19 protein-coding genes and 1 riboswitch are annotated in these 24,973 nt (G+C 71.7%); of the genes, 14 read left to right on the plus strand and 5 right to left on the minus strand.

Annotated elements, in window-relative coordinates:
* The first annotated feature begins 138 nt into the window (after nucleotides 1–138).
* The gene (gene cbiE / locus ACFYY1_RS26890; protein ID WP_388590196.1) at nucleotides 139–1,440 is read left to right on the plus strand and encodes a precorrin-6y C5,15-methyltransferase (decarboxylating) subunit CbiE; all 1,302 of its coding nucleotides are present in this window, start codon (nucleotides 139–141) and stop codon (nucleotides 1,438–1,440) included.
* Nucleotides 1,437–2,186, plus strand: a complete 750-nt coding sequence (cobM, locus tag ACFYY1_RS26895) for a precorrin-4 C(11)-methyltransferase (protein ID WP_388590198.1) — start codon at nucleotides 1,437–1,439, stop codon at nucleotides 2,184–2,186. Before cbiE ends, cobM begins: the two co-directional genes overlap by 4 nt.
* Before the next feature lie 75 nt (nucleotides 2,187–2,261).
* Here cobM and ACFYY1_RS26900 read toward each other — a convergent pair whose 3' ends face one another.
* Nucleotides 2,262–3,377: a cobalt-precorrin-5B (C(1))-methyltransferase gene (locus ACFYY1_RS26900; protein ID WP_388590200.1), complete on the minus strand. Its 1,116-nt coding sequence runs from the start codon at nucleotides 3,375–3,377 to the stop codon at nucleotides 2,262–2,264.
* A gap of 11 nt (nucleotides 3,378–3,388) precedes the next feature.
* Here ACFYY1_RS26900 and ACFYY1_RS26905 point away from each other — a divergent pair, with 11 nt between their 5' ends.
* A complete protein-coding gene (locus tag ACFYY1_RS26905; protein ID WP_388590202.1) occupies nucleotides 3,389–4,144 on the plus strand; it encodes a cobalt-precorrin-6A reductase in 756 nt (251 codons plus the stop codon).
* A 67-nt stretch (nucleotides 4,145–4,211) separates the two neighbouring features.
* Here the strand turns inward: ACFYY1_RS26905 and ACFYY1_RS26910 are convergent, their stop codons facing one another.
* The 3 genes from ACFYY1_RS26910 to cobG form a co-directional block, all read right to left on the minus strand.
* Nucleotides 4,212–5,717 carry a precorrin-2 C(20)-methyltransferase gene (locus tag ACFYY1_RS26910; RefSeq protein WP_388590203.1) on the minus strand — a complete coding sequence of 502 codons (1,506 nt, stop codon included), beginning with the start codon at nucleotides 5,715–5,717 and terminating at the stop codon, nucleotides 4,212–4,214.
* A gap of 2 nt (nucleotides 5,718–5,719) precedes the next feature.
* Entirely contained in the window at nucleotides 5,720–6,346 is a 627-nt protein-coding gene (locus tag ACFYY1_RS26915) for a precorrin-8X methylmutase (protein ID WP_388590205.1), read from the minus strand.
* Nucleotides 6,347–6,420: 74 nt separating this feature from the next.
* Nucleotides 6,421–7,746, minus strand: a complete 1,326-nt coding sequence (cobG, locus tag ACFYY1_RS26920) for a precorrin-3B synthase (RefSeq protein ID WP_388590207.1) — start codon at nucleotides 7,744–7,746, stop codon at nucleotides 6,421–6,423.
* A 102-nt stretch (nucleotides 7,747–7,848) separates the two neighbouring features.
* Nucleotides 7,849–7,921, plus strand: a riboswitch (cobalamin riboswitch).
* A gap of 90 nt (nucleotides 7,922–8,011) precedes the next feature.
* Here cobG and cobN point away from each other — a divergent pair.
* Nucleotides 8,012–11,608: a cobaltochelatase subunit CobN gene (gene cobN, locus ACFYY1_RS26925; protein WP_388590450.1), complete on the plus strand. Its 3,597-nt coding sequence runs from the start codon at nucleotides 8,012–8,014 to the stop codon at nucleotides 11,606–11,608.
* Nucleotides 11,609–11,765: 157 nt separating this feature from the next.
* On the plus strand, nucleotides 11,766–12,002 hold the full coding sequence (locus tag ACFYY1_RS26930) for a hypothetical protein (protein ID WP_388590209.1): 237 nt from the start codon (nucleotides 11,766–11,768) through the stop codon (nucleotides 12,000–12,002).
* A gap of 391 nt (nucleotides 12,003–12,393) precedes the next feature.
* On the opposite strand, the gene ACFYY1_RS26935 is transcribed toward ACFYY1_RS26930, so the two are convergent.
* On the minus strand, nucleotides 12,394–13,404 hold the full coding sequence (locus ACFYY1_RS26935) for a hydroxyacid dehydrogenase (protein WP_388590211.1): 1,011 nt from the start codon (nucleotides 13,402–13,404) through the stop codon (nucleotides 12,394–12,396).
* Between the two features lie 589 nt (nucleotides 13,405–13,993).
* Here ACFYY1_RS26935 and ACFYY1_RS26940 point away from each other — a divergent pair.
* The 9 genes from ACFYY1_RS26940 to ACFYY1_RS26980 all read left to right on the plus strand — a co-directional run bounded on the left by ACFYY1_RS26940 (nucleotide 13,994) and on the right by ACFYY1_RS26980 (nucleotide 24,901).
* On the plus strand, nucleotides 13,994–15,241 hold the full coding sequence (locus ACFYY1_RS26940) for an ABC transporter substrate-binding protein (RefSeq protein ID WP_388590213.1): 1,248 nt from the start codon (nucleotides 13,994–13,996) through the stop codon (nucleotides 15,239–15,241).
* Nucleotides 15,238–16,200, plus strand: coding sequence for a carbohydrate ABC transporter permease (locus ACFYY1_RS26945; RefSeq protein ID WP_388590215.1), 963 nt, complete (start codon nucleotides 15,238–15,240; stop codon nucleotides 16,198–16,200). Before ACFYY1_RS26940 ends, ACFYY1_RS26945 begins: the two co-directional genes overlap by 4 nt.
* Nucleotides 16,197–17,063: a carbohydrate ABC transporter permease gene (locus ACFYY1_RS26950; RefSeq protein WP_388590217.1), complete on the plus strand. Its 867-nt coding sequence runs from the start codon at nucleotides 16,197–16,199 to the stop codon at nucleotides 17,061–17,063. Before ACFYY1_RS26945 ends, ACFYY1_RS26950 begins: the two co-directional genes overlap by 4 nt.
* A 108-nt stretch (nucleotides 17,064–17,171) precedes the next feature.
* A complete protein-coding gene (locus ACFYY1_RS26955; protein ID WP_388590219.1) occupies nucleotides 17,172–18,497 on the plus strand; it encodes an alpha-L-fucosidase in 1,326 nt (441 codons plus the stop codon).
* Between the two features lie 59 nt (nucleotides 18,498–18,556).
* Nucleotides 18,557–19,990, plus strand: coding sequence for a polysaccharide lyase 6 family protein (locus ACFYY1_RS26960; protein WP_388590221.1), 1,434 nt, complete (start codon nucleotides 18,557–18,559; stop codon nucleotides 19,988–19,990).
* Between the two features lie 30 nt (nucleotides 19,991–20,020).
* Nucleotides 20,021–21,448 carry a chondroitinase-B domain-containing protein gene (locus tag ACFYY1_RS26965; RefSeq protein WP_388590223.1) on the plus strand — a complete coding sequence of 476 codons (1,428 nt, stop codon included), beginning with the start codon at nucleotides 20,021–20,023 and terminating at the stop codon, nucleotides 21,446–21,448.
* A gap of 144 nt (nucleotides 21,449–21,592) precedes the next feature.
* On the plus strand, nucleotides 21,593–22,423 hold the full coding sequence (locus ACFYY1_RS26970) for a sugar phosphate isomerase/epimerase family protein (RefSeq protein ID WP_388590225.1): 831 nt from the start codon (nucleotides 21,593–21,595) through the stop codon (nucleotides 22,421–22,423).
* Between the two features lie 68 nt (nucleotides 22,424–22,491).
* Nucleotides 22,492–23,160 carry an SGNH/GDSL hydrolase family protein gene (locus ACFYY1_RS26975; RefSeq protein WP_388590227.1) on the plus strand — a complete coding sequence of 223 codons (669 nt, stop codon included), beginning with the start codon at nucleotides 22,492–22,494 and terminating at the stop codon, nucleotides 23,158–23,160.
* Nucleotides 23,161–23,413: 253 nt separating this feature from the next.
* Nucleotides 23,414–24,901, plus strand: coding sequence for an aldehyde dehydrogenase family protein (locus ACFYY1_RS26980; protein ID WP_388590229.1), 1,488 nt, complete (start codon nucleotides 23,414–23,416; stop codon nucleotides 24,899–24,901).
* Nucleotides 24,902–24,973: the final 72 nt, after the last annotated feature.

Raw genomic sequence — 24,973 nt, forward strand, 5'->3', positions numbered from 1 at the left:
CCCATCGGTCCACCCGCCGCACACCTGCGGAAAGCGACCTCCTGAGCGAGGCTCCGGGGCGGCCGCCCGGCCGCTGCCCCCTCACGGCCGGACAGTAGAGTTCGGCTGCGTCATCCACTGAACACCGAGGTACCGTCCGTGACTCTCGCACCACCCGAACAACCCGTCCCACCTGCGGTGACCGTCGTGGGAATCGGCGCCGACGGATGGGCGGGACTGACCGACGCGGCGCGCACGGAGCTGGTCGACGCACAGGTCCTCATCGGCGGCGAGCGGCAACTCGGCCTGCTCCCGCCGTCCTGCCGGGGACAACGGGTGCCGTGGCCCTCGCCGTTGCGGCCCGCCGTCCCCGGTCTGCTCGCCGCGCACGCCGGGAGCAGGATCGCCGTGCTGGCCAGCGGCGACCCCATGTTCTACGGCATCGGCCGGGCCCTCACCGAAGTGCTCGGCACCGGTGCGCCGAGGATCCTGCCCCACCCGTCCTCGGTGTCCTACGCCTGTGCCCGGATCGGCTGGCCGGTGGAGGACACCGAGGTCGTCACCCTGGTCGGCCGCCCCGCCGCCCGGCTGGCCGCCGCCCTGCACCACGGCCGGCGCGTCCTGGTCCTGAGCGCGGACGCGGCCACCCCGGCCGCGGTGGCCGGGCTGCTGCGCGAACAGGGCTTCGGACCGAGCCCGCTGCGCGTGCTCGAACAGCTCGGCGGAGCGGACGAAGCGTGCCTGGAGGGCACCGCGGACCATTGGCCGCACCCACCGGGCGACCCGCTGAACATCATCGCGATCGACTGCCGACGCACCCCCGAAGCCCTGCGCCTCGGCGCCGTACCCGGTCTGCCCGACGCGGCGTACGAACACGACGGGCAGCTCACCAAGCGGCACATCCGGGCCGCGACGCTCGGTGTGCTCGCACCCGCCCCCGGCGAACTCCTGTGGGACATCGGCGGAGGCTCGGGATCCATCGCCATCGAATGGATGCGGACCCACCCCTCCTGCCGCGCGATCACCGTCGAACGCGACTCGCGACGCGCCGGGCGCATCGCACGCAACGCCGACCGGCTCGGCGTACCGGCCCTGCGTGTGCTCACCGGACCCGCCCCCGGCAACCTGGCCCGACTACCCACGCCCGACGCCGTGTTCATCGGCGGCGGGCTGACCGCGCCCGGCCTGCTCGACACCTGCTGGGACGCGCTGCCGCCCGGCGGACGACTGGTCGCCAACACGGTCACGCTGGAGTCCGAGGCGCTGCTCGCCGAGGCACACCGTACACACGGCGGCGAACTGGTCCGGCTCGCGGTCGCGCACGCCGTGCCGGTCGGCGGGTTCACCGGCTGGCGGCAGGCCATGCCCGTCACCCAGTGGTCCGTACGCAAACCCCTGACCAGTCCCGAAGCGGCACCCTCGGCAACCGAGCCCGCGCAACACCCAGGAGACAACACATGACCGTGTACTTCATCGGCGCGGGCCCGGGGGCCGCCGACCTGATCACCGTGCGCGGCGCCCGCCTCCTCGCCTCCTGCCAGGTGTGTCTGTACGCGGGCAGCCTGGTGCCCCGGGAACTGCTCGCCGAATGCCCCCCGGACGCCCGCCTGGTGGACACCGCGCAGCTCGACATCGACCAGATCACCGCCGAACTGCTGGCAGCGCACGAGGCCGGTCACGACGTGGCCCGGCTGCACTCGGGGGACCCCTCGGTGTTCAGCGCGGTCAACGAGCAGATGCACCGGCTCGACGCGGCGGGGGTGCCCTACGAAGTGGTGCCCGGCGTACCCGCGTTCGCGGCCGCCGCTGCGGCGCTCAAGCGGGAACTGACCGTGCCGACCGTCGGCCAGACCGTCATCCTCACCCGCATCGCCCACCGCGCGACCGCGATGCCGAAGGGCGAGGACCTGGCCACCCTGGGCCGCAGCGGCGCCCTGATCGTGCTGCACCTCGCCGCCCGGTACGTGGACCGCGTCGTCGAGGAACTGCTGCCGTACTACGGGGCCGACTGCCCGGCCGCGGTGGTGGCGCTGGCCTCCCGCCCGGACGAGATCGTGCTGCGCGGAACCCTCGACGACATCGCCGGGCAGGTGAAGGCGGCGGGCGTGATCCGTACCGCCGTCATCATGGTCGGCCGGACCCTGGGCGCCGAGCAGTTCCGCGACAGCCACCTCTACTCGCCCGCACGCGAACGCCACGTCTGCTGACCGGGGGCTGTCCCGTGGCCCACCAGGGACCACGGGACAGCCCTTCGGCAGCCGTCGCACCGGGCGGGCGGCCGGTCAGCGCACCTCGCTGCGCCCGACGACCGTGCCCGCCCGGTCGATGCAGATGACATCGACGGCGACCGGCGCGCCCCGCAGCACCGAAAGCGCCTCGTCCCGCGCCGCCACGGCCACCAGGTCACCGAGCGGAACACCCCGCGCCAGGCACAACTGGAGCGCCGCGAGTCCCGTGTTGGCGACCGCCACCTCGGCCGCCAGCACCTCGTCCGCACCACCGCGCCGGGCCAGGCGGGCCAGGAACGGCTTGTCCACCTGCGACCGGCCCGAGTGCAGGTCGAGGTGGCCGGCGGCGAGCTTAGACAGCTTCGCGAACCCGCCGCAGACCGTGAGCCGGTCCACCGGATGACGGCGGATGTACTTGAGGACCGCGCCCGCGAAGTCGCCCATGTCGAGCAGCGCGATCTCCGGCAGCCCGTACTCGGACACCACGGTCCGCTCCGAGGTGGAACCCGTGCACCCGGCCACATGCGTGTGCCCGGCGGCCAGGGCCACGTCCACACCGCGGCGGATGGAGTCGATCCACGCCGAGCAGGAGTACGGCACCACCACACCGGTCGTGCCGAGGATCGACAGACCGCCCAGGATGCCGAGGCGCGGGTTCCAGGTGGAGCGGGCGATCTCCTCGCCGTGGTCCACCGAAACGGTGACCTCCACGTCCCCCGCCCCCCGGTGCTCCGCGGCGACCCGTGCGACATGGTCGCGGATCAACTGACGCGGCACGGGATTGATCGCCGGCTCCCCGACGTCGAGCGGCAGTCCGGGAAGGGTGACCGTACCGACCCCGGGCCCGGCCCGGAACACCACACCCGAGCCGGGCGGCAGCCGCCGCACGGTGGCCCGGACCAGAGCGCCGTGCGTCACGTCGGGGTCGTCCCCCGCGTCCTTGACCACCCCGGCCGTCGCCCGCCCCTCGGCCAGCTCCTCCACCGCGAGCGCGAAGGCGGGCGTCTGCCCCTTGGGTAGGGTGATCGTCACCGGGTCGGGGAAGTCGCCCGTCAGCAGGGCCGTGTACGCGGCGGTGGCCGCCGCGGTCGCACAGGCGCCGGTGGTCCAGCCGGGCCGCAGACCGGTGTGTTTCAGCTGGGCGCTGCGTCCGCCCTCAATCTCACCCATGGATGGATCCGATGCATGTACTCGTACTCGGCGGAACGACGGAGGCCCGCCGCCTCGCCGAGTTGCTGGTGGAGGTGCTTCCGGCCGGTGCCGGGCTGACGAGCTCGCTCGCCGGACGCGTGGCCGGCCCGCGGCTGCCGCCCGGCGAGGTCCGCATCGGTGGTTTCGGCGGAGCCGACGGACTCGCCGCATGGCTGCGTACCCACCACGTGGACGCGCTCATCGACGCCACCCATCCTTTCGCCGGGACGATCAGTTTCAACGCGGCCGCAGCCGCCGCCGCCGCCCATGTTCCCCTGCTCGCCGTGCGCCGGCCCGGGTGGGTGCCCGGTGACGGCGACGACTGGCACCCGGCCGGTTCCCTCGCCGAGGCCGCGGCGGCGCTGCCCGCGCTGGGCCGGCGGGTGTTCCTCACGACCGGACGGATGGGACTGGCCGCCTTCGCGGGGCTCGACGAGCTGTGGTTCCTGATGCGTTCGGTGGACGCCCCCGAAGCCCCGTACCCCGCCCGCATGGAGGTGCTGCTCGACCGGGGCCCGTTCACCCTGGACGGGGAACGCGAGCTGATCCGCCGTCATCGCATCGACGTCGTCGTCACGAAGGACAGCGGTGGCGCCGCCACGGCCCCCAAACTCGCCGCGGCCCGCGAGGCGCGGATCCCGGTGGTGGTGGTGCGACGGCCCCCCGTGCCCGAGGGCATCCCGGTCGTCGAAGACCCGGAAGAGGCCGTCGCCTGGCTCCGCGCACACATCCTCCGCGCCAGGTAGCCGACGGCCGCGCCCCGGCTCAGGGCCTGTCACGTGGCCGCCCGGTCAGAGGCCACCCGGCAGACTCTCAGCCCTCCGGATAGCGGCGGGGCGTCCAGACGATCTGCCGCCCGTCACCGCGCTCGACCCAGCGGGTCTGCGAGGACCCGACGAGCAGGATCGTGCGCATGTCGACCTCGGCGGGGTCGAGATCGCCCAGACGCACCGTCCGCACGCTCTCGGCGGGCCCGCCGACATCCCGGCCGAGGACCACGGGCGTGTCCGGCGAGCGGTGTTCGAGCAGCAGGTCACGGGCCTTGCCGACCTGCCAGGTCCGGCTGCGTGAACCGGGGTTGTACAGCGCGAGCACCAGATCCGCCGTCGCGGCCGCGCGCAGCCGCTCCGCGATCACCTCCCACGGCTTGAGCCGGTCGGAGAGCGATATCGTCGCGTAGTCGTGGCCCAGTGGCGCACCCGCCCGCGCGGCGGCGGCGTTGGCCGCCGTCACCCCTGGCAGCACCCGCACCGGCACCCGCGCGTACGTGTCCTGCGAAGCCACTTCGAGGACGGCCGTCGCCATGGCGAAGACCCCCGGGTCACCGCCCGACACCACGGCCACCCGCCGCCCGCGCCGGGCCAGATCGAGGGCGAACTCGGCACGCTCCGACTCGACCTTGTTGTCCGAGCCATGACGCACCTGCCCCGGCCGCACCGGCACCCGGTCCAGATACGTGGTGTAGCCGACCAGGTCGTCGGCGGCGGCCAGCACCCCGCGCGTCTCGGGGGTCAGCCACAGCGGCCCGGCCGGGCCGGTACCCACCACGGCCACCTCGCCACCCTCCGGGGCGCCTTCGGGACGCGGTGCCCCGATCCGGCTGGGCAGGACCGCGACTGCGAAGTACGGCACCGAGTCGGCGTCGACCCCGGACAGTTCGCCCACCCGCTCCCCGGCCATCGTGGCGCGCTCCACATAGCGCGCCTCGGGCAGCCGCCCGGACGCCTCGAAGGCGCCGCGCACCGCGGGAAACGTACGGCCCAGCTTCATCACCACGGCCGCGTCGGTGGCGGCGAGACGGGCGGTCAGCTCGTCCTCGGGCAGCGTGCCGGGCAGGATCGTCAGCACCTCCTCGCCCTCCACGAGCGGGGTGCCGAGCCGAGCGGCGGCCGCGCTGACGGAGGTGACACCCGGGATCACCTCGGTCGGATAGCGGTCGGCGAGCCGCTTGTGCATGTGCATGTACGAGCCGTAGAAGAGCGGGTCGCCCTCGGCCAGCACGGCGACCGTCCGCCCGGCGTCGAGGTGCGCCGCCAGCCGGGCCGCCGCCTCGGCGTAGAACTCCTCCATCGCCCCCCGGTAGCCGCCCGGGTGGTCCGTGGTCTCCGTGGTGACGGGGTAGACCAGCGGCTCCTCGACATGGTCGGCCCGGATGTGCTTCGCCGCGATGGACCGGGCGATGGACCGCCCGTGCCGGGCGCTGTGATAGGCGATCACATCGGCCTCGGCGATGATCTCCACCGCGCGTACGGTCATCAGAGCCGGATCACCGGGGCCGAGCCCGACCCCGTACAGCCGGCCCGTCTTCTGCTCGTTCACGTCTACTCTTCCTCGCTGGCGATCGCGTTGAGGGCGGCGGCCGCGATGGCGCTGCCGCCGCGACGGCCCCGGACGATCAGATGCTCCAGCCCGGACGGGTGCGCGGCCAGGGCGTCCTTGGACTCGGCGGCACCGATGAAGCCGACCGGGACACCGATGACGGCGGCGGGGCGGGGCGCGCCCTCCTCGATCATCTCCAGCAGCCGGAACAGGGCGGTCGGCGCGTTCCCGACAGCCACGACCGCACCCTCCAGCCGGTCCCGCCACAGCTCCAGGGCGGCGGCGCTTCGGGTGGTGCCCAGCTCCTTCGCCAGGCCGGGCACCGACGGGTCGGACAGGGTGCACACCACTTCGTTGTCCGCGGGCAGCCGCTTGCGGGTCACACCGCTGGCGACCATCGCCACATCGCACAGGATGGGTGCGCCGGCCCGCAGCGCGGCGCGGGCGTGGGCGACCGCGTCCGGGGTGAAAGCGAGATCGCGGACGAGGTCGACCATCCCGCAGGCGTGGATCATGCGGACCGCGACCTGGCTCACATCGGCGGGCAGGCCCGCGAGGTCCGCCTCGGCACGGATCGTGGCGAAGGACTGGCGGTAGATCGCCGGTCCGTCCTTCTCGTACTGGTGCACAGTGCTTTCGCTCTCTTCCTCGGGCGTGCAACGGTCGGGTGCAGTCGGGTACAGGGGGAGTCGGGCGTACGGGCTCAGCCGCGCGTACCGCGGGCCGCGGCCACCGCCGCGGCGAGCCGGCCGGGCCGGTCGGGGCTGTCGGGGACGCTCACGGGGGCACCCCGCTCCTCGCCCCGTACGAGGGAGATCCGGTGCCCGTCGGGGGTGGCGACGACGTCGACCCACTCGCCGCGGGGATGGCCGCACCGGCGTTCGCACCCGGACCAGTACACCGGCAGCAGACCCACCGGCCCCACCGCGGCCGCCGCCCGGCCCCGCACATCGGCCAGCGACTTCGCGCAGCCGGGCCGGCCGATGCAGGCACCCACCCCGGTCCAGGGGGAGTCGGGCCCGGTGACGAGGCCGGTGGCCCCCAGAATGTCCAGCAGACCTGCCGCCGCCCGCCGCTCCACCCCTGGTACGACGACCCCGCGCCACGGTGTCAGCCGCAGTTCACCGCGCCCACCGTGCCGGGCCGTCTCCGTCAGGGTCCGCCACTGCGCCGGGGTGAAGCGCCCCAGCGGGATGCCGACGGACAGCGCGGCCTCGTCGTGCGGGCCGGTCACCACGCCCGGGGCGGGGCCGTCCGAGCCCGGCGGGCAGTCACGGTCCTCGGTGGCGGCGCCGGAACCCTCCTCCCGCAACCGCCGCACGACCTCGTCGAGAAGGGGGCCGGCGCCGCCGGGCAGATCCCTCACCCGCCAGGCACCGGTGCCGGCCGCCCGCTCCAGAAAGACCTCGGCCGCCATGAGGGCGGCCCGCGGCGCCTGCGCGCCGGGTATCCGAACCACGGTCCGGTCCGTGCCGATCCGCAGCAGCGCCGCGCCGCCGTCCCGCGCCAGCAGCGTCACATCACCGCCCAGCGCGTCCACATCGCCACGACCGTCGTCGAGCACGAACAGGAACCGGCCCGACAGGTCCGCCGCCCCGTCGCTCGCGCACAACAGCGCGTCCAGCTCGGACAGCCACGGTCCGACGTCCCGCGCGCCCCGGCCGTCGAGCCCCGACAGCGGCGACGCCACGATGTTGCGTATCCGCTCGTGGCGGGCGGAGGGCAGCAGCCCCGCGTCGCCCAGCCGGCCGGCCAGTTCGCCACCGCAGTCCGCGCTCAGACCGCGCAACTGGACATTGCCGCGCGAAGTGAGATGCAACTCACCATCGCCCAGGCTCTCCGCGGCCGCCCCCAGCGCATCCGCCTGTACTGCGGTCAGCAGACCACCGGGCACCCGGACCCGGGCCAGCGCGCCGTCGTCCGCCCGGTGCAGCCGCAACGTGCCGGGGCAGGCGTCACCGCGGCCCCGGGCAGACGTGTCTGCGGGCAGCGAAGGCGAAGTGGCAGGTGGGGGCATGGCCGCGAGCATACCGACGATCCGACCGGATCCGTATGCCTCCATCAGTTGACCGGCCCTTACTATGCCTGTGACGGGCCATCCGGCCCGTCGTCGCCACAGACGGCGACAGGGGAGGAAGTCCGGTGCGATTCCGGCACGGTCCCGCCACTGTGAGCCCGGCCCCGGCCGGGCGAGTCAGGAACTCCCTTCCCCGGCCCTCGACTCCGTCGAGCAGGGGAGACTCCATTCCGACACCGCCCGGGGCGTGGACACCCCGAGGAAGGCCCGACGCCGCATGATCCTGCTCCTGTCGACGTCCGACACCGACCTGCTCAGCGCCCGCGCCTCGGACGGCCCGGTCTCCTACCGCTACGCCAACCCCTCCCGGCTCCCGCTCCAGGACCTGCCCGAGCTCCTCGACGGCGCCGACCTGGTCGTCGTACGCCTCCTCGGTGGCGTACGCGCCTGGCAGGACGGCCTCGACCAAGTCCTCGCCACCGGACGCCCCGTCGTCGTCCTCACCGGCGAACAGGCCCCCGACGCCCAGCTGATGGCCGCCTCCACCGTCCCCATCGGCATCGCCGCAGAGGCCCACGCCTACCTGGCCCACGGCGGGCCGGCCAATCTGGACCAGCTCGCCCGCTTCCTCTCCGACACCGTCCTGCTCACCGGTCACGGCTTCGCACCGCCCGCCCCGGCACCCTCCTGGGGCCCGCTGGAGCGCACCGCCCGCCGCACCGACGGCCCGGTCGTCGCCGTGCTCTATTACCGCGCCCACCACATGAGCGGCAACACCGCGTTCGTGGACACCCTGTGCACCGCCGTCGAGGACGCGGGCGCCCGCGCGCTGCCGCTGTACGTCGCCTCGCTGCGCACCCCCGAGCCCGAGCTCATCGAAGCGCTGCGCGCCGCCGACGCGATCGTGACCACCGTCCTCGCCGCGGGCGGCACCCGGCCCGCCGAGGCATCGGCGGGCGGCGACGACGAGTCCTGGGACGCGGGCGTCCTCAGCGGCCTCGACGTCCCCATCCTCCAGGCGCTCTGCCTCACCGGTTCACGCACCGACTGGGAGGACAACGACGAGGGCGTCTCCCCGCTCGACGCCGCCAGCCAGATCGCGGTCCCCGAGTTCGACGGCCGCCTGATCACCGTGCCGTTCTCCTTCAAGGAGATCGACGAGGACGGCCTGCCCGCGTACGTCGCCGACACCGAGCGCGCCGCCCGCGTCGCCGGGATCGCCGTGCGCCACGCCCGGCTGCGCCACATCCCGGCCGCCGAGAAGCGGATCGCGCTCGTGCTGTCCGCGTACCCGACCAAGCACTCCCGGATCGGCAACGCCGTGGGTCTCGACACCCCGGCCAGCGCCGTCGCCCTGCTGCGCCGACTCCGCGACCAGGGATACGACTTCGGTGCGGAGGAGGTCCCCGGCCTCGTGTCGGGCGACGGCGACGAGCTGATCCGGGCGCTGATCGAGGCCGGCGGCCACGACCAGGAGTGGCTCACCGAGGAGCAGTTGGCCCGCAACCCGGTCCGCATCCCGGCTGCCGACTACCGGCGCTGGTACGCGACCCTCCCGGCCGAGCTCCGCGAGGCCGTCGAGCAGCACTGGGGCCCCGCCCCCGGCGAGATGTTCGTGGACCGGTCGGGCAACCCGGACGGCGACATCGTGCTCGCCGCCCTGCGCCGCGGCAATCTGCTCATCCTCATCCAGCCGCCGCGCGGCTTCGGCGAGAACCCGATCGCGATCTACCACGACCCCGATCTGCCGCCCTCGCACCACTACCTGGCCGCCTACCGCTGGATCGCCGCCCGGGCCGACGACAACGGCTTCGGCGCCGACGCCATGATCCACCTGGGCAAGCACGGCAACCTGGAGTGGCTGCCCGGCAAGAACGCCGGCCTCTCCGCCGCCTGCGGCCCCGACGCCGCACTCGGCGACCTGCCGCTGATCTACCCGTTCCTGGTCAACGACCCGGGCGAGGGGACGCAGGCCAAGCGCCGCGTCCACGCCACGCTGGTGGACCACCTCGTACCGCCGATGGCACGGGCCGACAGCTACGGCGACATCGCCCGCCTCGAACAACTCCTGGACGAGCACGCCCAGATCGCGGCGATGGACCCGGCGAAACTCCCGGCGATCCGCGCCCAGATCTGGACCCTGATCCAGGCCGCCAAGCTCGACCACGACCTGGGGCTTGAGGACCGCCCCGAGGACGAGGGCTTCGACGAGTTCATCATGCATCTCGACGGCTGGCTCTGCGAGATCAAGGACGCCCAGATCCGCGACGGCCTGCATGTGCTGGGCGGCGCCCCGGCCGGCGCCGACCGGGTCAACCTCGTCCTCGCGATCCTGCGGGCCCGCCAGATCTGGGGCGGCACCGCCTCCCTGCCCGGCCTGCGCGAGGCCCTCGGGCTCGACGAGTCCGCCGCGACCCGGGTCACCGCCGACGAGGCGGAGGAGCGGGCCCGCGCGCTGGTCCAGGCGATGGAGGACGCCGACTGGTCCCCGGACGCCGTCGCCGAGGTGGCGGCCGGGCACCCGGCGGCGGTCGCCGACATCCTCGCCTTCGCCGCCCGCGAGGTCGTCCCGCGGCTGGCCGCCACGACCGACGAACTCGACCACGCCCTGCACGCCCTGGACGGCGGATTCGTTCCCGCCGGACCTTCCGGCTCCCCGCTCCGCGGCCTGGTCAACGTCCTGCCGACCGGCCGCAACTTCTACTCCGTCGACCCCAAGGCCGTACCCTCGCGTCTCGCCTGGGAGACCGGCCAGGCCCTGGCCGACTCGCTCCTGGAGCGCTACCGCACCGACAACGGCGACTGGCCCACCTCGGTCGGCCTGTCCCTGTGGGGCACCAGCGCGATGCGCACCGCCGGTGACGACGTCGCCGAAGCCTTCGCCCTGCTCGGCGTCCGCCCCGTCTGGGACGACGCCTCGCGCCGCGTGACCGGGCTGGAAGCGATCCCGCCGGCCGAGCTCGGCCGCCCGCGCATCGATGTCACCCTGCGCATCAGCGGCTTCTTCCGCGACGCCTTCCCGCACACCATCGGCCTGCTCGACGACGCGGTCCGCCTGGTCGCCTCCCTGGACGAGCCGGCCGAGCAGAACCACGTACGCGCCCACACCCAGGCCGACCTGGCGGCCCACGGCGACGAACGCCGTGCCACCACCCGCATCTTCGGTTCCCGCCCCGGCACGTACGGCGCCGGTCTGCTCCAGCTCATCGACTCCCGCGACTGGCGCACCGACGCGGACCTCGCCGAGGTCTACACGGTGTGGGGCGGCTACGCCTACGGACGCGAGCTGGACGGCCGCCCGGCCCGCGAGGAGATGGAGACGGCGTACAAGCGGATCGCGGTCGCGGCCAAGAACACCGACACCCGCGAACACGACATCGCCGACTCGGACGACTACTTCCAGTACCACGGCGGCATGGTGGCCACCGTCCGTGCCCTGCGCGGCACCGCCCCGGAGGCGTACATCGGCGACTCCACCCGCCCCGAGACGGTCCGCACCCGCACCCTGGTGGAGGAGACCTCCCGGGTCTTCCGCGCCCGGGTGGTGAACCCCAAGTGGATCGAGGCGATGCGGCGGCACGGCTACAAGGGCGCCTTCGAGCTGGCCGCCACCGTCGACTACCTCTTCGGTTACGACGCGACGACGGGCGTGGTCGCCGACTGGATGTACGACAAGCTCACCGAGACGTACGTCCTGGACCCGACCAACCGCGAGTTCCTCCAGCAGGCCAACCCGTGGGCTCTGCACGGCATCGCGGAACGCCTCCTGGAAGCGGAGTCCCGCGGCATGTGGGCCAAGCCCGACCCGGCGATCCTCGCCGCCCTGCGCCAGGCGTACCTGGAGACGGAGGGCGACCTGGAGGGCGAGGACTGACTCCCGGGGCCCGGTCCCGGACCAGCGTTCGCAGTCGGGTGACGGGGCCCCGGGGACGTCACCCCATTGCCCCAGGTAGACGCACTGTCCGGCGAAGGGGCGTCACCCGTCCTGCCGCCGGGCATAGTGTCGCCCGTGGCGTGGAAGCGATCTACGCATGACCGAAAGTGCTAGCCCTTACATCTCGTCGGCCCGGATCACCGTGCTCGCAGTGCAGCCCGGTGACCCGCCCTTCCGCCTCGTGGAGATCGACGGGGAGGTGGTGAGCGAGGCAACATCGATGGTGGATGTGCTCGCCGCCGCCTCGGCCGCAGGAATCAAGGTCCATGACCTCGACGACCCGAACGTGGTGCGGTGGGTGGGGGGCGGCAAATTCCACTGGAGGCCGCACTGAGAGTCGCCCCGCAGCGACCGTGCGGGGCGGACGGGGCGGGCGGTGGGCCCGCGCCCACCGCCCGCCCCGCGCCCATCGTCCGAAAACCCACCGTCCGAGAACCCAACGGCCAAAAACCCAACGTTCAAAAACCCGGCGTACCGGGGCCCGGCACACCAAAGCCCGGCACACCAGAACCCGACGCGCGAAAACCCGACGCGCGGAATCCCGGCACCTGGACCCGGGACGCCATACCCCAACCCCGACTCGCGATCACAACACGCCAACCCACGAGCGCGCCACAAGCCGGAGCCGACAGCTCGGCCGGACCCCGAACTCTCCCGTCCCGCGCTGACGTTCCACGCACGTTTCGCTGACGTTTCGCTGACGTCCCGGGCCTGCCGCCGCTGCCTCAGGCCAGCGAGGCGGCGCGGGCGGGGTCGATCACGTGCTGGAGAGGTTGGTCATGTATAAAGCGTCGGAGTTCGTCGAGCACAAGCTCTCCGAGGCGATGGCGTTCGGCCCCGAGGGCACCGCCGAGGTGGGGTGTCAGGACGACGTTGGGAAGGGTGAAGAGTGGCGAGTCATGGGCGGGAGGCTCCGGGTGCGTGACATCGAGTACGGCGGTGAGGTCGGGTCTGGCGTGCAGGACCCGCGCCGCGGCGGTCTCGTCGATGAGCGCGCCGCGTGCGGTGTTGATCAGCGTCGCGCCCGGCCCCAGGGAGTTCAGCAGCCGTGCCCCGATGGTGCCGCGGGTCTCGGGCAGGAGGGGTGCGTGGAGACTGACGACATGGCAGGTGGCGAACAGTTCCTCGATGCCCACCAGCCGGACGCCCGCCTGCCGGGCGGGGTCGGGGGAGGCGAGGGGATCCGTGGCGAGGACCTCGATGTCGAAGCGACCGAGGTGGGCCGCGACGAGACGGCCGATGTGCCCGAGCCCGAGCAGGCCCACGCGTGACCGGTAGGCCCCCGGCACCTGGGGGTTGTGCGGGAAACGGCGGCTGCTCGCGACCTCCCGGGCGATGCGATGCACCTGCTTGAGGCCCAGGAGGACCTGGGCGAGGGTGAACTCCGCGACCGGGACGGCGTTGGCCGCGGCCGCGGAGACGATCGGGACGCCACGTACCCAGAAGGCCGGTGTGGTCAGGTGCCGCACGGAGCCCGCGGCGACGAAGACTGCCCGCAACCGGGGTGCGTACGAGAGGAAGGCGGCATCGAGCACGGGCGCGCCCCAGCCCGTGAGCAGGACATCGACCTGTCGCAGCACGCCGGGATCCTCGTCGAGCTGCTGGCGGGTGAGGGGCGGACCCTGCAGGTGTACGAGACGTTCCACTTCGGCTAGGACCTCGCGGGGATAGACGTCCGCCCTGCGTTCTTCCTCCATGACCAACAGGGCTGTCGGTCTGCGGGCCGGCTCGTTCATGGTGTTGTGCTCCTCGGCTCTTCGCTGACGGGTAGTCAGTGATTCCACTCGTGACCCCTGGTCGGGTGCGTGGGGAAATGTCTGACCCGATGTTGAAGGTTGATGTGGCTTGTTCGTTGCCTTGGTTGGTGTGCTTGCAGGCACGATACATCGGATGATTGGGGAGTCCTCGGGTGAAGACCGGTCACCTGGAACTCGCCGGACCGCAGGCGGTCACGTTCGCCTGCCGGCGGTCCGCAGTCGGTCCATCGGTGCATCGGGCGGTGAAAATGCTGGCCCACCAGGGACTTTCGCCCGTCGCTCCGGTCGCGTTCCGAGATGGCGGATGGTGGGGGACGGGTGTGGGGGCAGGTTTGGCAAGGCTGTTGTGGGCCATCGCGAGGGTTTTGTATTCATCGGACTATTGACCAAGGATTCGGACGCCGTTAGCGTCCCTGCAAGCGCTTTCCAAGCCAGCTGTGGCCAAGCGCTTCCAGGCCAGCTGTGATGCGGCGAAACAGGAGTTGTCATGCAGAGATCGCGGTGGATCGGTGCGGGTGTTCTCGCTTCCGCACTTGTCCTCACCAGCTGTACATCGGGGCCTGCGGGAGTGGACGCCAAGCAGAACTCGAAGGCACCGCTCGAACTGTGGACCCGGACGACACCGGGTGGCCCGGGAGAGCAGGGAGCGCTCAAGCTCGCCGCCGCCTTCGAGAAGGCCACGGGCTACAAGGTCGAGGTCACGGCGATCTTCGACGACTTCGAGACCAAGCTCCAGCAGCGGGCCGCGCAGAAGAAACTGCCCGACATCGTCATGAACGACGTGACGCAGCTCGGCGCCATGCACAGCCAGGGCCTGCTGCGGGAGATCGACCTGGACAAGGTCAAGAACGCCGGGCAGATCGTCGGCCAGGGGCTGGACTCCGGCAAGAGCGTGGACGGCAAGCAGTTCGGCCTGCCGTACTCGGCGCAGGCGTCCGCGCTGCTCATCCGCAAGGACTGGCGGGAGAAGCTGAAGCTCGAAGTTCCGCAGAGCTGGGACGACTTCGCCGCGATGGCCGAGGCCTTCACCGCCAAGGACCCCGACGGCGACGGCAAGAAGAACACCTACGGTCTCGCCGCACCGCTGTCCACCAAGCGCGGATACGCCTCCTGGTACTTCTCCAACTTCCTCTGGGCCGCGGGCGGAGACTTCATCTCCGACGCCGGGGGCGGCAAGTACAAGCCCGCGATGACCACGAAGGAATCGGTTCAGGCCGTGCAGTGGTTCCGCGACCTCGGCTGCAGGAACAAGGTCATCCAGCCGGGCGCCGTGACCATGGAGACCCCGCCCACCAACGAGACGTTCGAGGCCGGCCGGACCGGCATGTTCGTCGTCGGCCCGTACCTGCTGCCCCGCTTCGACGAGACCCTCGGCAAGGACAAGTACGAGGTTGTCCCGATGCCCAAGGGTCCGAAGGACGCCACCGTGCTCGCCGAGGGCGGGTCCATCTACCTGATGGCGGGCTCCGAGAACATGGCCGGCCAGGACGCCTTCGCCGACTACGCCATCTCCGCCGAGGGCCAGAAGACCGGGATGGCGGGCGACACCGGATTCACCGTGCAGCTGCCCGTCAACAAGACGGTGGACATCTCCGAGGTGCGCCCCGACCCCCGCTGGAAGACCTACGCCGAGGTCTACCGGAGCGCCGGCCGGTACGCGCCGTCCGTCCCGAACTGGACCCCCGTCCGGCAGACGACCGCGGAGACCGTCAACGCCCTGATGGCCGACTGCGACCTGGACACCGGGACCAAGCTCAAGGAGCTCGACAAGCAGCTCGCCGACATCCTCAAGGAACAGGGAATCGCCGCGTCATGAGTCTTGACCAGGCGGACCCGGCCGCCCTCCCGGCGGCCGGGCCCGCCACCCGGAAAACGGGCCGCGCGGCCACCGGCCGCCGCGGGCACGACCGCCGGGCCGGCCGGTGGTGGACGCCATGGCTGTTCCTCGCACCGGCACTGCTCCTCTTCCTGTACTTCAAGTTCATCCCCATGGTCAGCGCGCTGACCATGTCCTTCCAGGACGTCCAGCCCTACCTCGGCAACAGGTGGGTCGGCACCGAGAACTACTCCACGGTGCTCCAGTCCGACGGCTTCCGCGAGGCCGCCTGGCACACCGTCGTCCTCGCCGCCGGACAGACGGCCGGCTCGATGGTCCTCGGCCTCGCGCTCGCGCTGCTGATGGAGGGACAGGGCCGCCGGCTCGGATTCGTGCGCTCCGCGGCGTTCCTGCCGGTGGTGGTGCCGCTCGCGGTCGTCGCCGAACTCTGGCGGATCATGTACCACCCGACCGCCGACGGCATGCTCAACTCCATCCTGGGCCTGGTGGGATTCGGCCCCTCGGGATTCATCAACGACCCCGACACCTCGATGGCCTCCATCATGCTCACCGGCATCTGGCGGGGCGCCCCCTACGACATGATGATCTTCCTCGCCGGCCTCACCAGCGTGGACCGCGGCCTGTACGAGGCCGCGAAGGTCGACGGCGCCTCCAGACTGCAACGGGTCTGGCACGTGACGGTGCCCGGACTGCGGTCGGTGTTCTCGATCCTGTTCATCCTCGCCGCGATCCGCGGACTGCGCGTGTTCACCGAGGTGTTCCTGCTCACCAACGGCGGGCCCGACGGCTCCACCGAGGTCGTGATGACCCTGATCTACAAGCTCGGCCTCGAACAGAACAGACTCGGCGTCGGCGCGGCGGGAGCCGTCCTGCTGTTCATCGCGACGCTGATCCTGACAGTCGTCGTCCACCTGCTGCGACGGAGAGAGAGCAAATGAACGCGCCGACCGAGACCGCGCTGGGCCTGACGGAGAGCCGCAGTCCGGGCGGACGGATCCTGAAGGCCGTCACCTACCTGCTGGTCCTGATCGTCTTCGCCGGCCCCCTGCTGGCCCTGCTGGTCAGCGCCTTCAGCCACGTCAAGGACCCGACCCAGCTCAGCGTCATCCCTTCGGGCACCACGCTGGACAACTTCCGGATCGCCTTCGACCAGGGCGTGCTCGGATACCTGCTGAACTCGTTCTTCGTGGTCGGCTTCGGGCTGCTGCTCCAAGTGGCCGTCTCCGTCCTCGCCGGGTACGCACTGGCCAGGAAACGCTTCCCCGGGATGACGCTGGTGCTCGTAGCCATCCTCGCCACGCTGATGCTGCCCGAGGAGATCCTGGCGCTCCCGCTCTCCGTGATCCTCTCCGACCTGCCGGTCGTCCACTTCAACCTCATCGGCACCCTGGCCGGAATGATCGTCCCGCTGGGCGCCTGGGGATTCTCCATCCTCGTGATGACCGAGTTCATGAAGGACGTGCCCCGGGAACTCGAAGAGGCAGCCCGCATCGACGGCGCCGGTGACCTGCGCATCTTCGCCCAGATCATCCTGCCGATGTGCAAGCCCGCGCTCGGGGTCATCGGGGTCTTCGGCTTCACCATGATCTGGGACCAGTACCTGCTGCCCCTCCTGGTCTCCACGGACTCCTCCTCGTACACGCTCCCGCTGGCGCTGCGGACCCTGCGGATCGACCCCGCCGTGACCCCCGGAGTGGTGATGGCCGCCTCCCTGCTGGCCCTGCTCCCCTCCGTGATCGTCTTCCTGTTCTTCCAGCGTTCCTTCGTGCACGGCCTGTCCTCCGGCGCCCTGAAGGGCTGAACCGGCAGGCTGTCCGCGCGCGAACCTCCCCCGTACGACCCGTAGGACCAGCCGCCCGGCGGCGCACCGACCACGCCACCGGACGCCGACGACAAGGAACGATGCCCCATGACCCCGAGCGCCGAGACCCAGGTGCCCGCGCCCGCCGCCCCGGACACGACCTGGTTCACCACCGACCGGTTCGGCATGTTCGTCCACTGGGGCCTGTACTCGCTCGCCGCCCGGCACGAATGGGTCAAGAACCGGGAGAAGCTGACCGACGAGCAGTACCAGGTCTACTTCGACCACTTCGACCCCGACCGCTACGACCCGGTCCAGTGGGCCAGGGCCGCCAGAGCGGCGGGCATGCGCTACGTCGTCCTGACCACCAAGCACCACGACGGCTTCTGCCTGTGGGACAGCGCCCTCACCGAGTACAAGGTCACCAACACCCCCTACGGCCGCGACCTCGTCGGACCGTTCGTCGAGGCGTGCCGGGCCGAAGGGCTCAAGGTCGGCCTCTACTACTCCCTCATCGACTGGCACCACCCGTCCTTCCCGGTGGACGGCACCCATCCGCAGCGCGACGACGAGGAGTTCAAGGCCGCGGCCGCCGGCCGCGACATCCGCGACTACCAGCGCTATCTGCACGGCCAGGTCCGCGAACTGCTGACCTCCTTCGGACGCGTCGACTACCTGTTCTTCGACTTCTCGTACGCGGGACGCACCTGGTGGGGCGGCAAGGGCCCGGAGGACTGGGACTCCCCGAAGCTGCTGGAGACGGTCCGCGAACTCCAGCCGCACATCCTCGTCAACGACCGGACCGGCCTGCCCGGCGACTTCATCACGCCCGAGCAGTACCAGCCCTCCGGCCCCATGACCAAGGACGGCCGGCCCGTGCTGTGGGAGGCGTGCCAGACGCTCAACGGGAGCTGGGGCTACGACCGCGACAACCTGGACCACAAGAGCGCCGACCTGCTGATCCGTATGCTCGTCGACGGCGTGTCCAAGGACGGCAACCTGCTGCTCAACGTCGGCCCGACCGGCCGCGGCGACCTCGAACCGCGCGCCGTCGCCGTCCTCGGTGAGATCGGCCGGTGGATGGACCTGCACGAGCGGTCGATCCGCGGCTGCGGCCCTTCCCCGTACACCGCACCGGCCGAGTGCCGGTACACCCAGCGCGGCGACCGGCTCTACGTCCACCTGCTCGCCTGGCCGCTGCGCCATCTGCACCTGCCGGGGCTCGCGGGCCGGGTGCGCTACGCCCAACTGCTCAACGACGCCTCCGAGATCATCCAGGTCCACATCGACCCGGACCGGCCCGCCATGAACACGGAGATGGGCGGGCAGCCCGCCGGAACGCTCACTCTCGAAATCCCCGTCCAGCGCCCCGACACCCCGGTGCCGGTCATCGAACTGTTCCTGGACACCCCGGCCGACCGGGCCGACGGCTGACACCGGCCCCGGCCCCGGCCCCCGCCCCCTCGATCCACCACCACACTTACGGAGGCACCATGCAACGCCGCACGTTCCTCATGGCTTCCGCGGCGGGGGCGGCGCTCGCCGTCGCCCCCACCGGCCCTCTCCCGACCGCGAGCGCGGCGGCCGCCCCGGCAGCCGTCGGGTCGCTCGACGAGCTCCAGGCCGCCATCGACCGGGCACGGCCGGGCACCCGTATCGTCGTGGCCGACGGCACCTACACCGTTCCGCCGGACCGGCCCCTCACCATCAGCAACAAGCAGGGCACCGAGCGCGCGCCCATCACCATCGTCGCCGCCTCCCGCGGCGGCGTCGTCCTCGACGGCGAACACAGCTTCGTCCTCGACGCGTCCAGCCACATCACACTCAGCGGCTTCTCCTTCCGCCAGAGCAGCACCCTGGACATCCCCCCGAACTGCTCGCACATCAGGCTGACCCGCAACGACTTCCAGCTCGCCGACATCGAGGGCCTGCACTGGGTGATGGTGCGTGCCGACGACAGCAAGGTCGACCACAACCACTTCCACGGCAAATCCACCCTCGGCATCTACCTCGGGATCGAGGGCGCGGGCACGGGGGAGATGGCCCAACGCGTCCATGTGTTCAGGAACTACTTCTCCGACCACACCTTCGCCGGCTCCAACGGCGGAGAGCCGATCCGGCTCGGCGTCAGCCCACGGGCACTGTCCAGCGCCCACGCCGTCGTGGAGTACAACCTGTTCGAGCGCGCCAACGGCGACCCGGAGGCCATTTCCGTCAAGAGCTCGGACAACGTCATCCGGCACAACACCATCCGCGACAGCCTCGGCGGAATCGTCCTGCGGCACGGCAACCGCAACCGGGTGGACGGCAACTACCTCGTCGCCGGCACGGAGGGCGTACGGATCTACGGCAACGACCATGTGATCGTCAACAACCACCTCGCCGGTCTCTCCGGCCGGGCCATGGTGATCGGCAGCGGTTCGGAGCGCGACCACCTGCCCGGCGAGTCGCCGGACGCCCGCCGCGGCAACGACGCACCCGACCGGGTCCTCATCGCGTACAACACCCTGGCGAACAACAAGGGCACGCTCTCCGGCGAAAGCCAACGCCCCCACGAGCCGCGCGATGTGACCGTCGCCGACAACCTGTTCGTCGGGGACTCGGGCGAACTGGTCGCGATGGCGAACACCGTGCGGTTCAACTGGTCCGGCAACATCCTGTGGGGTGCCGCCACCGACGGCAACATTCCTTCCGGCGGCAGCACCCGCGTCGACCCGAAGCTGGTGGCCGGCCCGGACGGCATCGCCCGGCCGGGCGCGGGCAGTCCGGTGATCGACGCGGGCACGCTCAGGCGGCCACCGGTCACCCACGACATCGACGGAGAGCCGCGCGGCCGGCACCGGGACGTGGGCGCGGACGAGTACTCGCCCCGGCCGCCCCGGCGCGGACCACTGACCACGGCCGACGTCGGCCCCGACGCCCGCTGACCAGATCCCCCCCACAACGCAGGAGGCACCATGCAACGACGCACGTTCCTCAGGGGCACCGCGGTGGCAGCACTCGCCGCCGTGCCACTCGGCACCTCGATGTCGGTCGACGCCTCGGCAGCAGACAAGCCGGTCGGCTCCCTGGCCGAACTCCAGAGCGCGATCAACGCCGCCGTACCCGGCGACCGGATCATCGTGGCCGACGGCACGTACACCGTGCCGTCGGGGGGTGCGATCAATGTGTCCGGCAAGAACGGCACCAGCGCCGCGCAGATCACCATCGTCTCCAAGTCCCGCGGCGGTGCGGTGCTGCGTGGTGAACGCAGCTTCGTCCTCGCCGATTCCAGCAACATCACCATCAGCGGTTTCGCCTTCCGGCAGAGCACCACGCTGGAGATCCCGGCGAGCTGCTCGTCGATCCGGCTGACCCGCAACGACTTCCAGCACGTGGACACCGGCGACCCGTACTGGGTCGTCGTACGGGCGAACAACACGAAGATCGACCGGAACCACTTCCACGACAAGACCACCGCCGGCATCTTCCTCGTCGTCGACGGCCCCGGCTCGACCGACATGGCCCAGAACATCCAGATCCTCAGGAACCACTTCTCCGACCACGGTTTCGCCGGGGACAACGGCGGGGAGTCGATCCGGCTCGGCGTCAGCGGACGGGCGCTGTCCAGCGCCCACGCGGTCGTGGAGTACAACCTGTTCGAGCACGCGGACGGCGACCCCGAAGCCATTTCGGTGAAGTCCTCCGACAACACCATCCGTTACAACACCATCCGCGACAGCCGCGGCGGGATCGTGCTGCGGCACGGCAACCGCTCCAGGGTGGAGGGCAACTACCTGATCGGCGGCAGCGAGGGCGTACGGCTGTACGGCAACGACCACGTGATCGTCAACAACTACCTCGGCGGACTGTCCGCACGGGCCCTGGTCGTCGGCAGCGGCACCACCCGCGACCACAACTCCGGCGAGACACAGGACGAGCGGCGGGGCAACGACGCCTGCGACCGCGCGGTGATCGTGCACAACACCCTGATCGGCAACTCCGAAACGCTCTCCGGCGAGACCCGGACGTACGAGCCCCGCGACGTCGTCATCGCCGACAACCTGCTCGTCGGCGACTCCGGCAGCCTCGTCGCGATGGGGACGACCACCGGCTTCACCTGGCAGACCAACATGTTGTGGGGCGCGGCCGCCAACGGAAACATCCCTTCCGGCGGTTACACCCGCGTCGACCCGAAGCTGGTGACCGGCACGGACGGCATCGCCCGGCTGTCGGCGGGCAGCCCGGCGATCGGCGCGGCCACCCTGGGCAGCCCCGCCGTGGCCGACGACATCGACGGTGACACCCGGGGCAGTACGCGGGACATCGGCGCCGACGAGTACTCGACCGCGCCCGCGCTCCGCCACCCCCTCACCGCCGCGGACGTCGGTCCGAACGCATCGTGAGGTGACACCGGTGGCGACGGCGCCACCGGTGGGACGGTCAGTCCGGTGGAGCCCGGCCGCAGGCCCTTGCCGGGCTCCACGGCGGGGCGGGGCGCCGTCCCGCGGAGGAGGGCCGCCACGAGGCGGCCGGAGGAAGGGAACGTCGTGACAGGCAGCGAAACCCGGGACCGCGCCCCGGGCACCACCGTGACCAGACCGGGACTGTGCTCGGTTACCTTCCGGCAGTTGCCGGCGGCCGAGGTCGCACGCCGGGCCGCGGACGCGGGCCTCGAAACGGTCGAGTGGGGGGCGGACGTGCACGCACCCGCGACGGAGCCCGACACGCTCCGCGCCGCCCGCGAGGCCGGCGACAGCCACGGGCTCACCTGCTGCTCGTACGGCTCCTACTTCCGCGCCACGCGGGACGAGCTGGCCGCGTTCCCCTGGACCGCCCGTGCCGCCGTCCTGCTGGGGGCGCCACGGGTACGGGTCTGGGCGGGCGGGGCCGGATCGGCGGCCGTCACACCGCAGGAGCGGGGCGAAACCGTGGCCTGTCTGCGGGAGGCGGCCCGTATCGGCGCGGACCACGGGCTGGAACTCGCTCTGGAGTTCCACTCCAGGACCCTCACCGACACCGTCGCCTCGACGCTCCGGCTGCTGGACGAGGTCGGTGCGGATAACCTCCGTACCTACTGGCAGCCGCCGCTGGACGCCCCCGACGAGGAGGCGCTGGCAGGGCTCTCCCAGCTCGTCGACCGGGTCAGCGCGGTCCATGTCTTCTCGTGGTGGCCGGGCAACCGCCGACTGCGGCTGGCCGAGCGTGCGGAGCTGTGGACCGGGGTCTTCGACCTGCTGAACGAACGACGCGTCCCGATGGACGCGCTGCTGGAGTTCGTGCCCGGCGACGACCCCGACGTGCTGGCGCACGAGGCCGCGACGCTGCGGCGCGTGGCGGATCACCGCCAGGGGCCGCAGTCCCGGGGCGTGCTCCAGTAGGGCACCGGCGTACGAGGCACACTCGACCAGCGGCCACCGAGCCACCACCCCACCGTCAGGACGGCACCATGCACAGCGAGGACAAGCACAACGTGGACATGCACATCAAGAAGACGCGCATCGAGGAGACGGACACACTTCTGTTCATCGGTGACTCCATCACCGACGCGGGCCGCGACCGTACGGACTCCGCATCGCTCGGCGGCGGATACGTCCACGAGATCGCCCGGACCCTGCACGACCGGTCGAGCGGCGGACCCGGGCCGGCCGTCATCAACAAGGGCCTCAACGGCAATCGCGTGTACGACCTCGAAGCCCGCTGGACCACCGACGTCATCGAGCACCGGCCCACCGTGGTCACCGTGAAGATCGGCATCAACGACACCTGGCGGCGCTACGACAGCGGAATCATGAGCCCGGTCGACGAGTTCGAGGCCTGCCTCGACCGCCTCCTCGCGGACACCGCGCGGCAGCTGTCCGCCCGACTGGTCGTCATCACCCCGTTCCTGCTGCCGGTCACCGCGGCCCAGGAGGACTGGTTCGAGGACCTCACGCCCCGTACCGAAGCCGTCCTGCGTGCCGCGACGGCCAACGGGGCCCAACTCGTCCGCGCGGACCTCGCGCTCCGCCGCGCCGCCGAGCAGCACGAGGCCGGGGAGCTGGCCCGGGACGGCGTCCATCCGAGCCCCGTCGGCCACCGGATCATCGCCGATGCCTGGCTCAGGGCTGTCCTGTAACTCCTGGCGGGCGTGCGGCGGCAGAACCGTCGGCGGCCGCGGACCCACGTGGGCCTCCCCCTTCTCACGGAGCAGGGGGGAGGCCCACGTGCGCATTCACTGACTGCGCACGTCGGTTGACCCGTGCCGAGCGTGAGGCCGGTCACTTTCCGTGCGGCGAGGGACATGGTTCTCCGGACCCGGGGCATGCGGCCAGATCGCCGGTGTGCGATCGGCGCACCAGGCATTCCGGAACCGAAGGGCCAAATACGACGTGTCGGCAGCACAACAGACCATCCATGTGGGCGGGGAGTGGCGACCGGCCGTCTCCGGCGCCACGCGCGACATCATCGACCCCGTCGACGCGAGCGTCTTCGCCGTCGTGTCGGAGGGCGACATCGCCGACACCGATGCCGCCGTCGCCGCCGCGCGTGCCGCCTTCGAAGACGGTTCCTGGCCGCGTACCCCCGTGACCGAACGGGCCGGCCTGCTGCGTCGCGTCGCGGACCTGCTGGAGCGGGACCGGGAGAAGATCGGCGCCCTGGAGAGCCAGGACGCCGGAAAGACCCTCGAAGAAGGGCGCGTCGACGTCGACTGCGTGCGCGACGCCTTCCGTTACTTCGCCGACCTCGTCATGAACGAGAGCGGCGGACGTGTCGTCGACGCCGGGAACGACGAGGTCCACAGCGTCGTCGTGCACGAACCCGTCGGCGTGTGCGCACTGATCACCCCCTGGAACTACCCGCTGCTCCAGGCGAGTTGGAAGATCGCCCCGGCCCTCGCGGCCGGCAACACCTTCGTGATCAAGCCCAGCGAGATCACCCCGCTCACCACCGTCGCACTGATCGGGCTCCTGATGGAGGCCGGGCTGCCGCAGGGCGTCGCCAACATCGTCACCGGCGCCGGTGCCACCGTCGGCGCCCGCCTCGCCGAGCACCCGGACGTCGACCTCGTCTCGTTCACCGGCGGCCTGGCCAGCGGTACGAAGGTGGCGCGGGCCGCCGCCGACACCGTCAAGAAGGTCGCTCTCGAACTCGGCGGCAAGAACCCCAACGTCGTCTTCGCCGACGCCTGCGCCACCGACTCGGATTTCGACACCGCCGTCGACCAGGCGCTCAACGCCGCCTTCATCCACAGCGGCCAGGTCTGCTCCGCAGGGTCCCGCCTCATCGTCGAGGAGCCGCTGCGCGACCGGTTCGTCACCGAACTCGCCCGCCGCGCCGAGCGGATCCGCCTCGGCCGGGGCACCGACCCCGGCGTCGAATGCGGGCCGCTCGTCTCCGCGCGGCAGCTCGCGAGGACCGAGGACTTCGTCGCGTCCGCCATCGAGGAGGGTGCGGTGCTCCGGGCGGGCGGCCGACGGCCCGACGGCCCCGGCTACTTCTACCGCCCCACCGTCCTCGACCGGTGCGACCGCCGGATGCGCGTCGTCCGGGAGGAGGTCTTCGGCCCCGTCCTGACCGTCGAGACCTTCCGCACGGAGGAGGAGGCCGTCGCCCTCGCCAACGACACCGAGTACGGGCTCGCCGGCGCCGTGTGGACCGCCGACGCGGGCCGCGCCCGGCGCGTCGCCGGACGGCTGCGCCACGGCACCGTCTGGATCAACGACTTCCACCCCTACCTCCCGCAGGCCGAATGGGGTGGCTTCGGGAAGTCCGGCACCGGCCGTGAGCTGGGCCCGACCGGGCTCGCCGAGTACCGCGAGGCCAAGCACATCTACCAGAACCTCGCCCCGCGCCCCGTGCGCTGGTTCGCGGGCTGAAGCACGCGCGACGCGACGCGCCCGCGGCACGTGCGGCGGGCGCAGCCTTACGCCACCGACGCAACGCACACA

It is taken from the genome of Streptomyces sp. NPDC001890 (assembly GCF_042891445.1).
Lineage (GTDB): Bacteria > Actinomycetota > Actinomycetes > Streptomycetales > Streptomycetaceae > Streptomyces.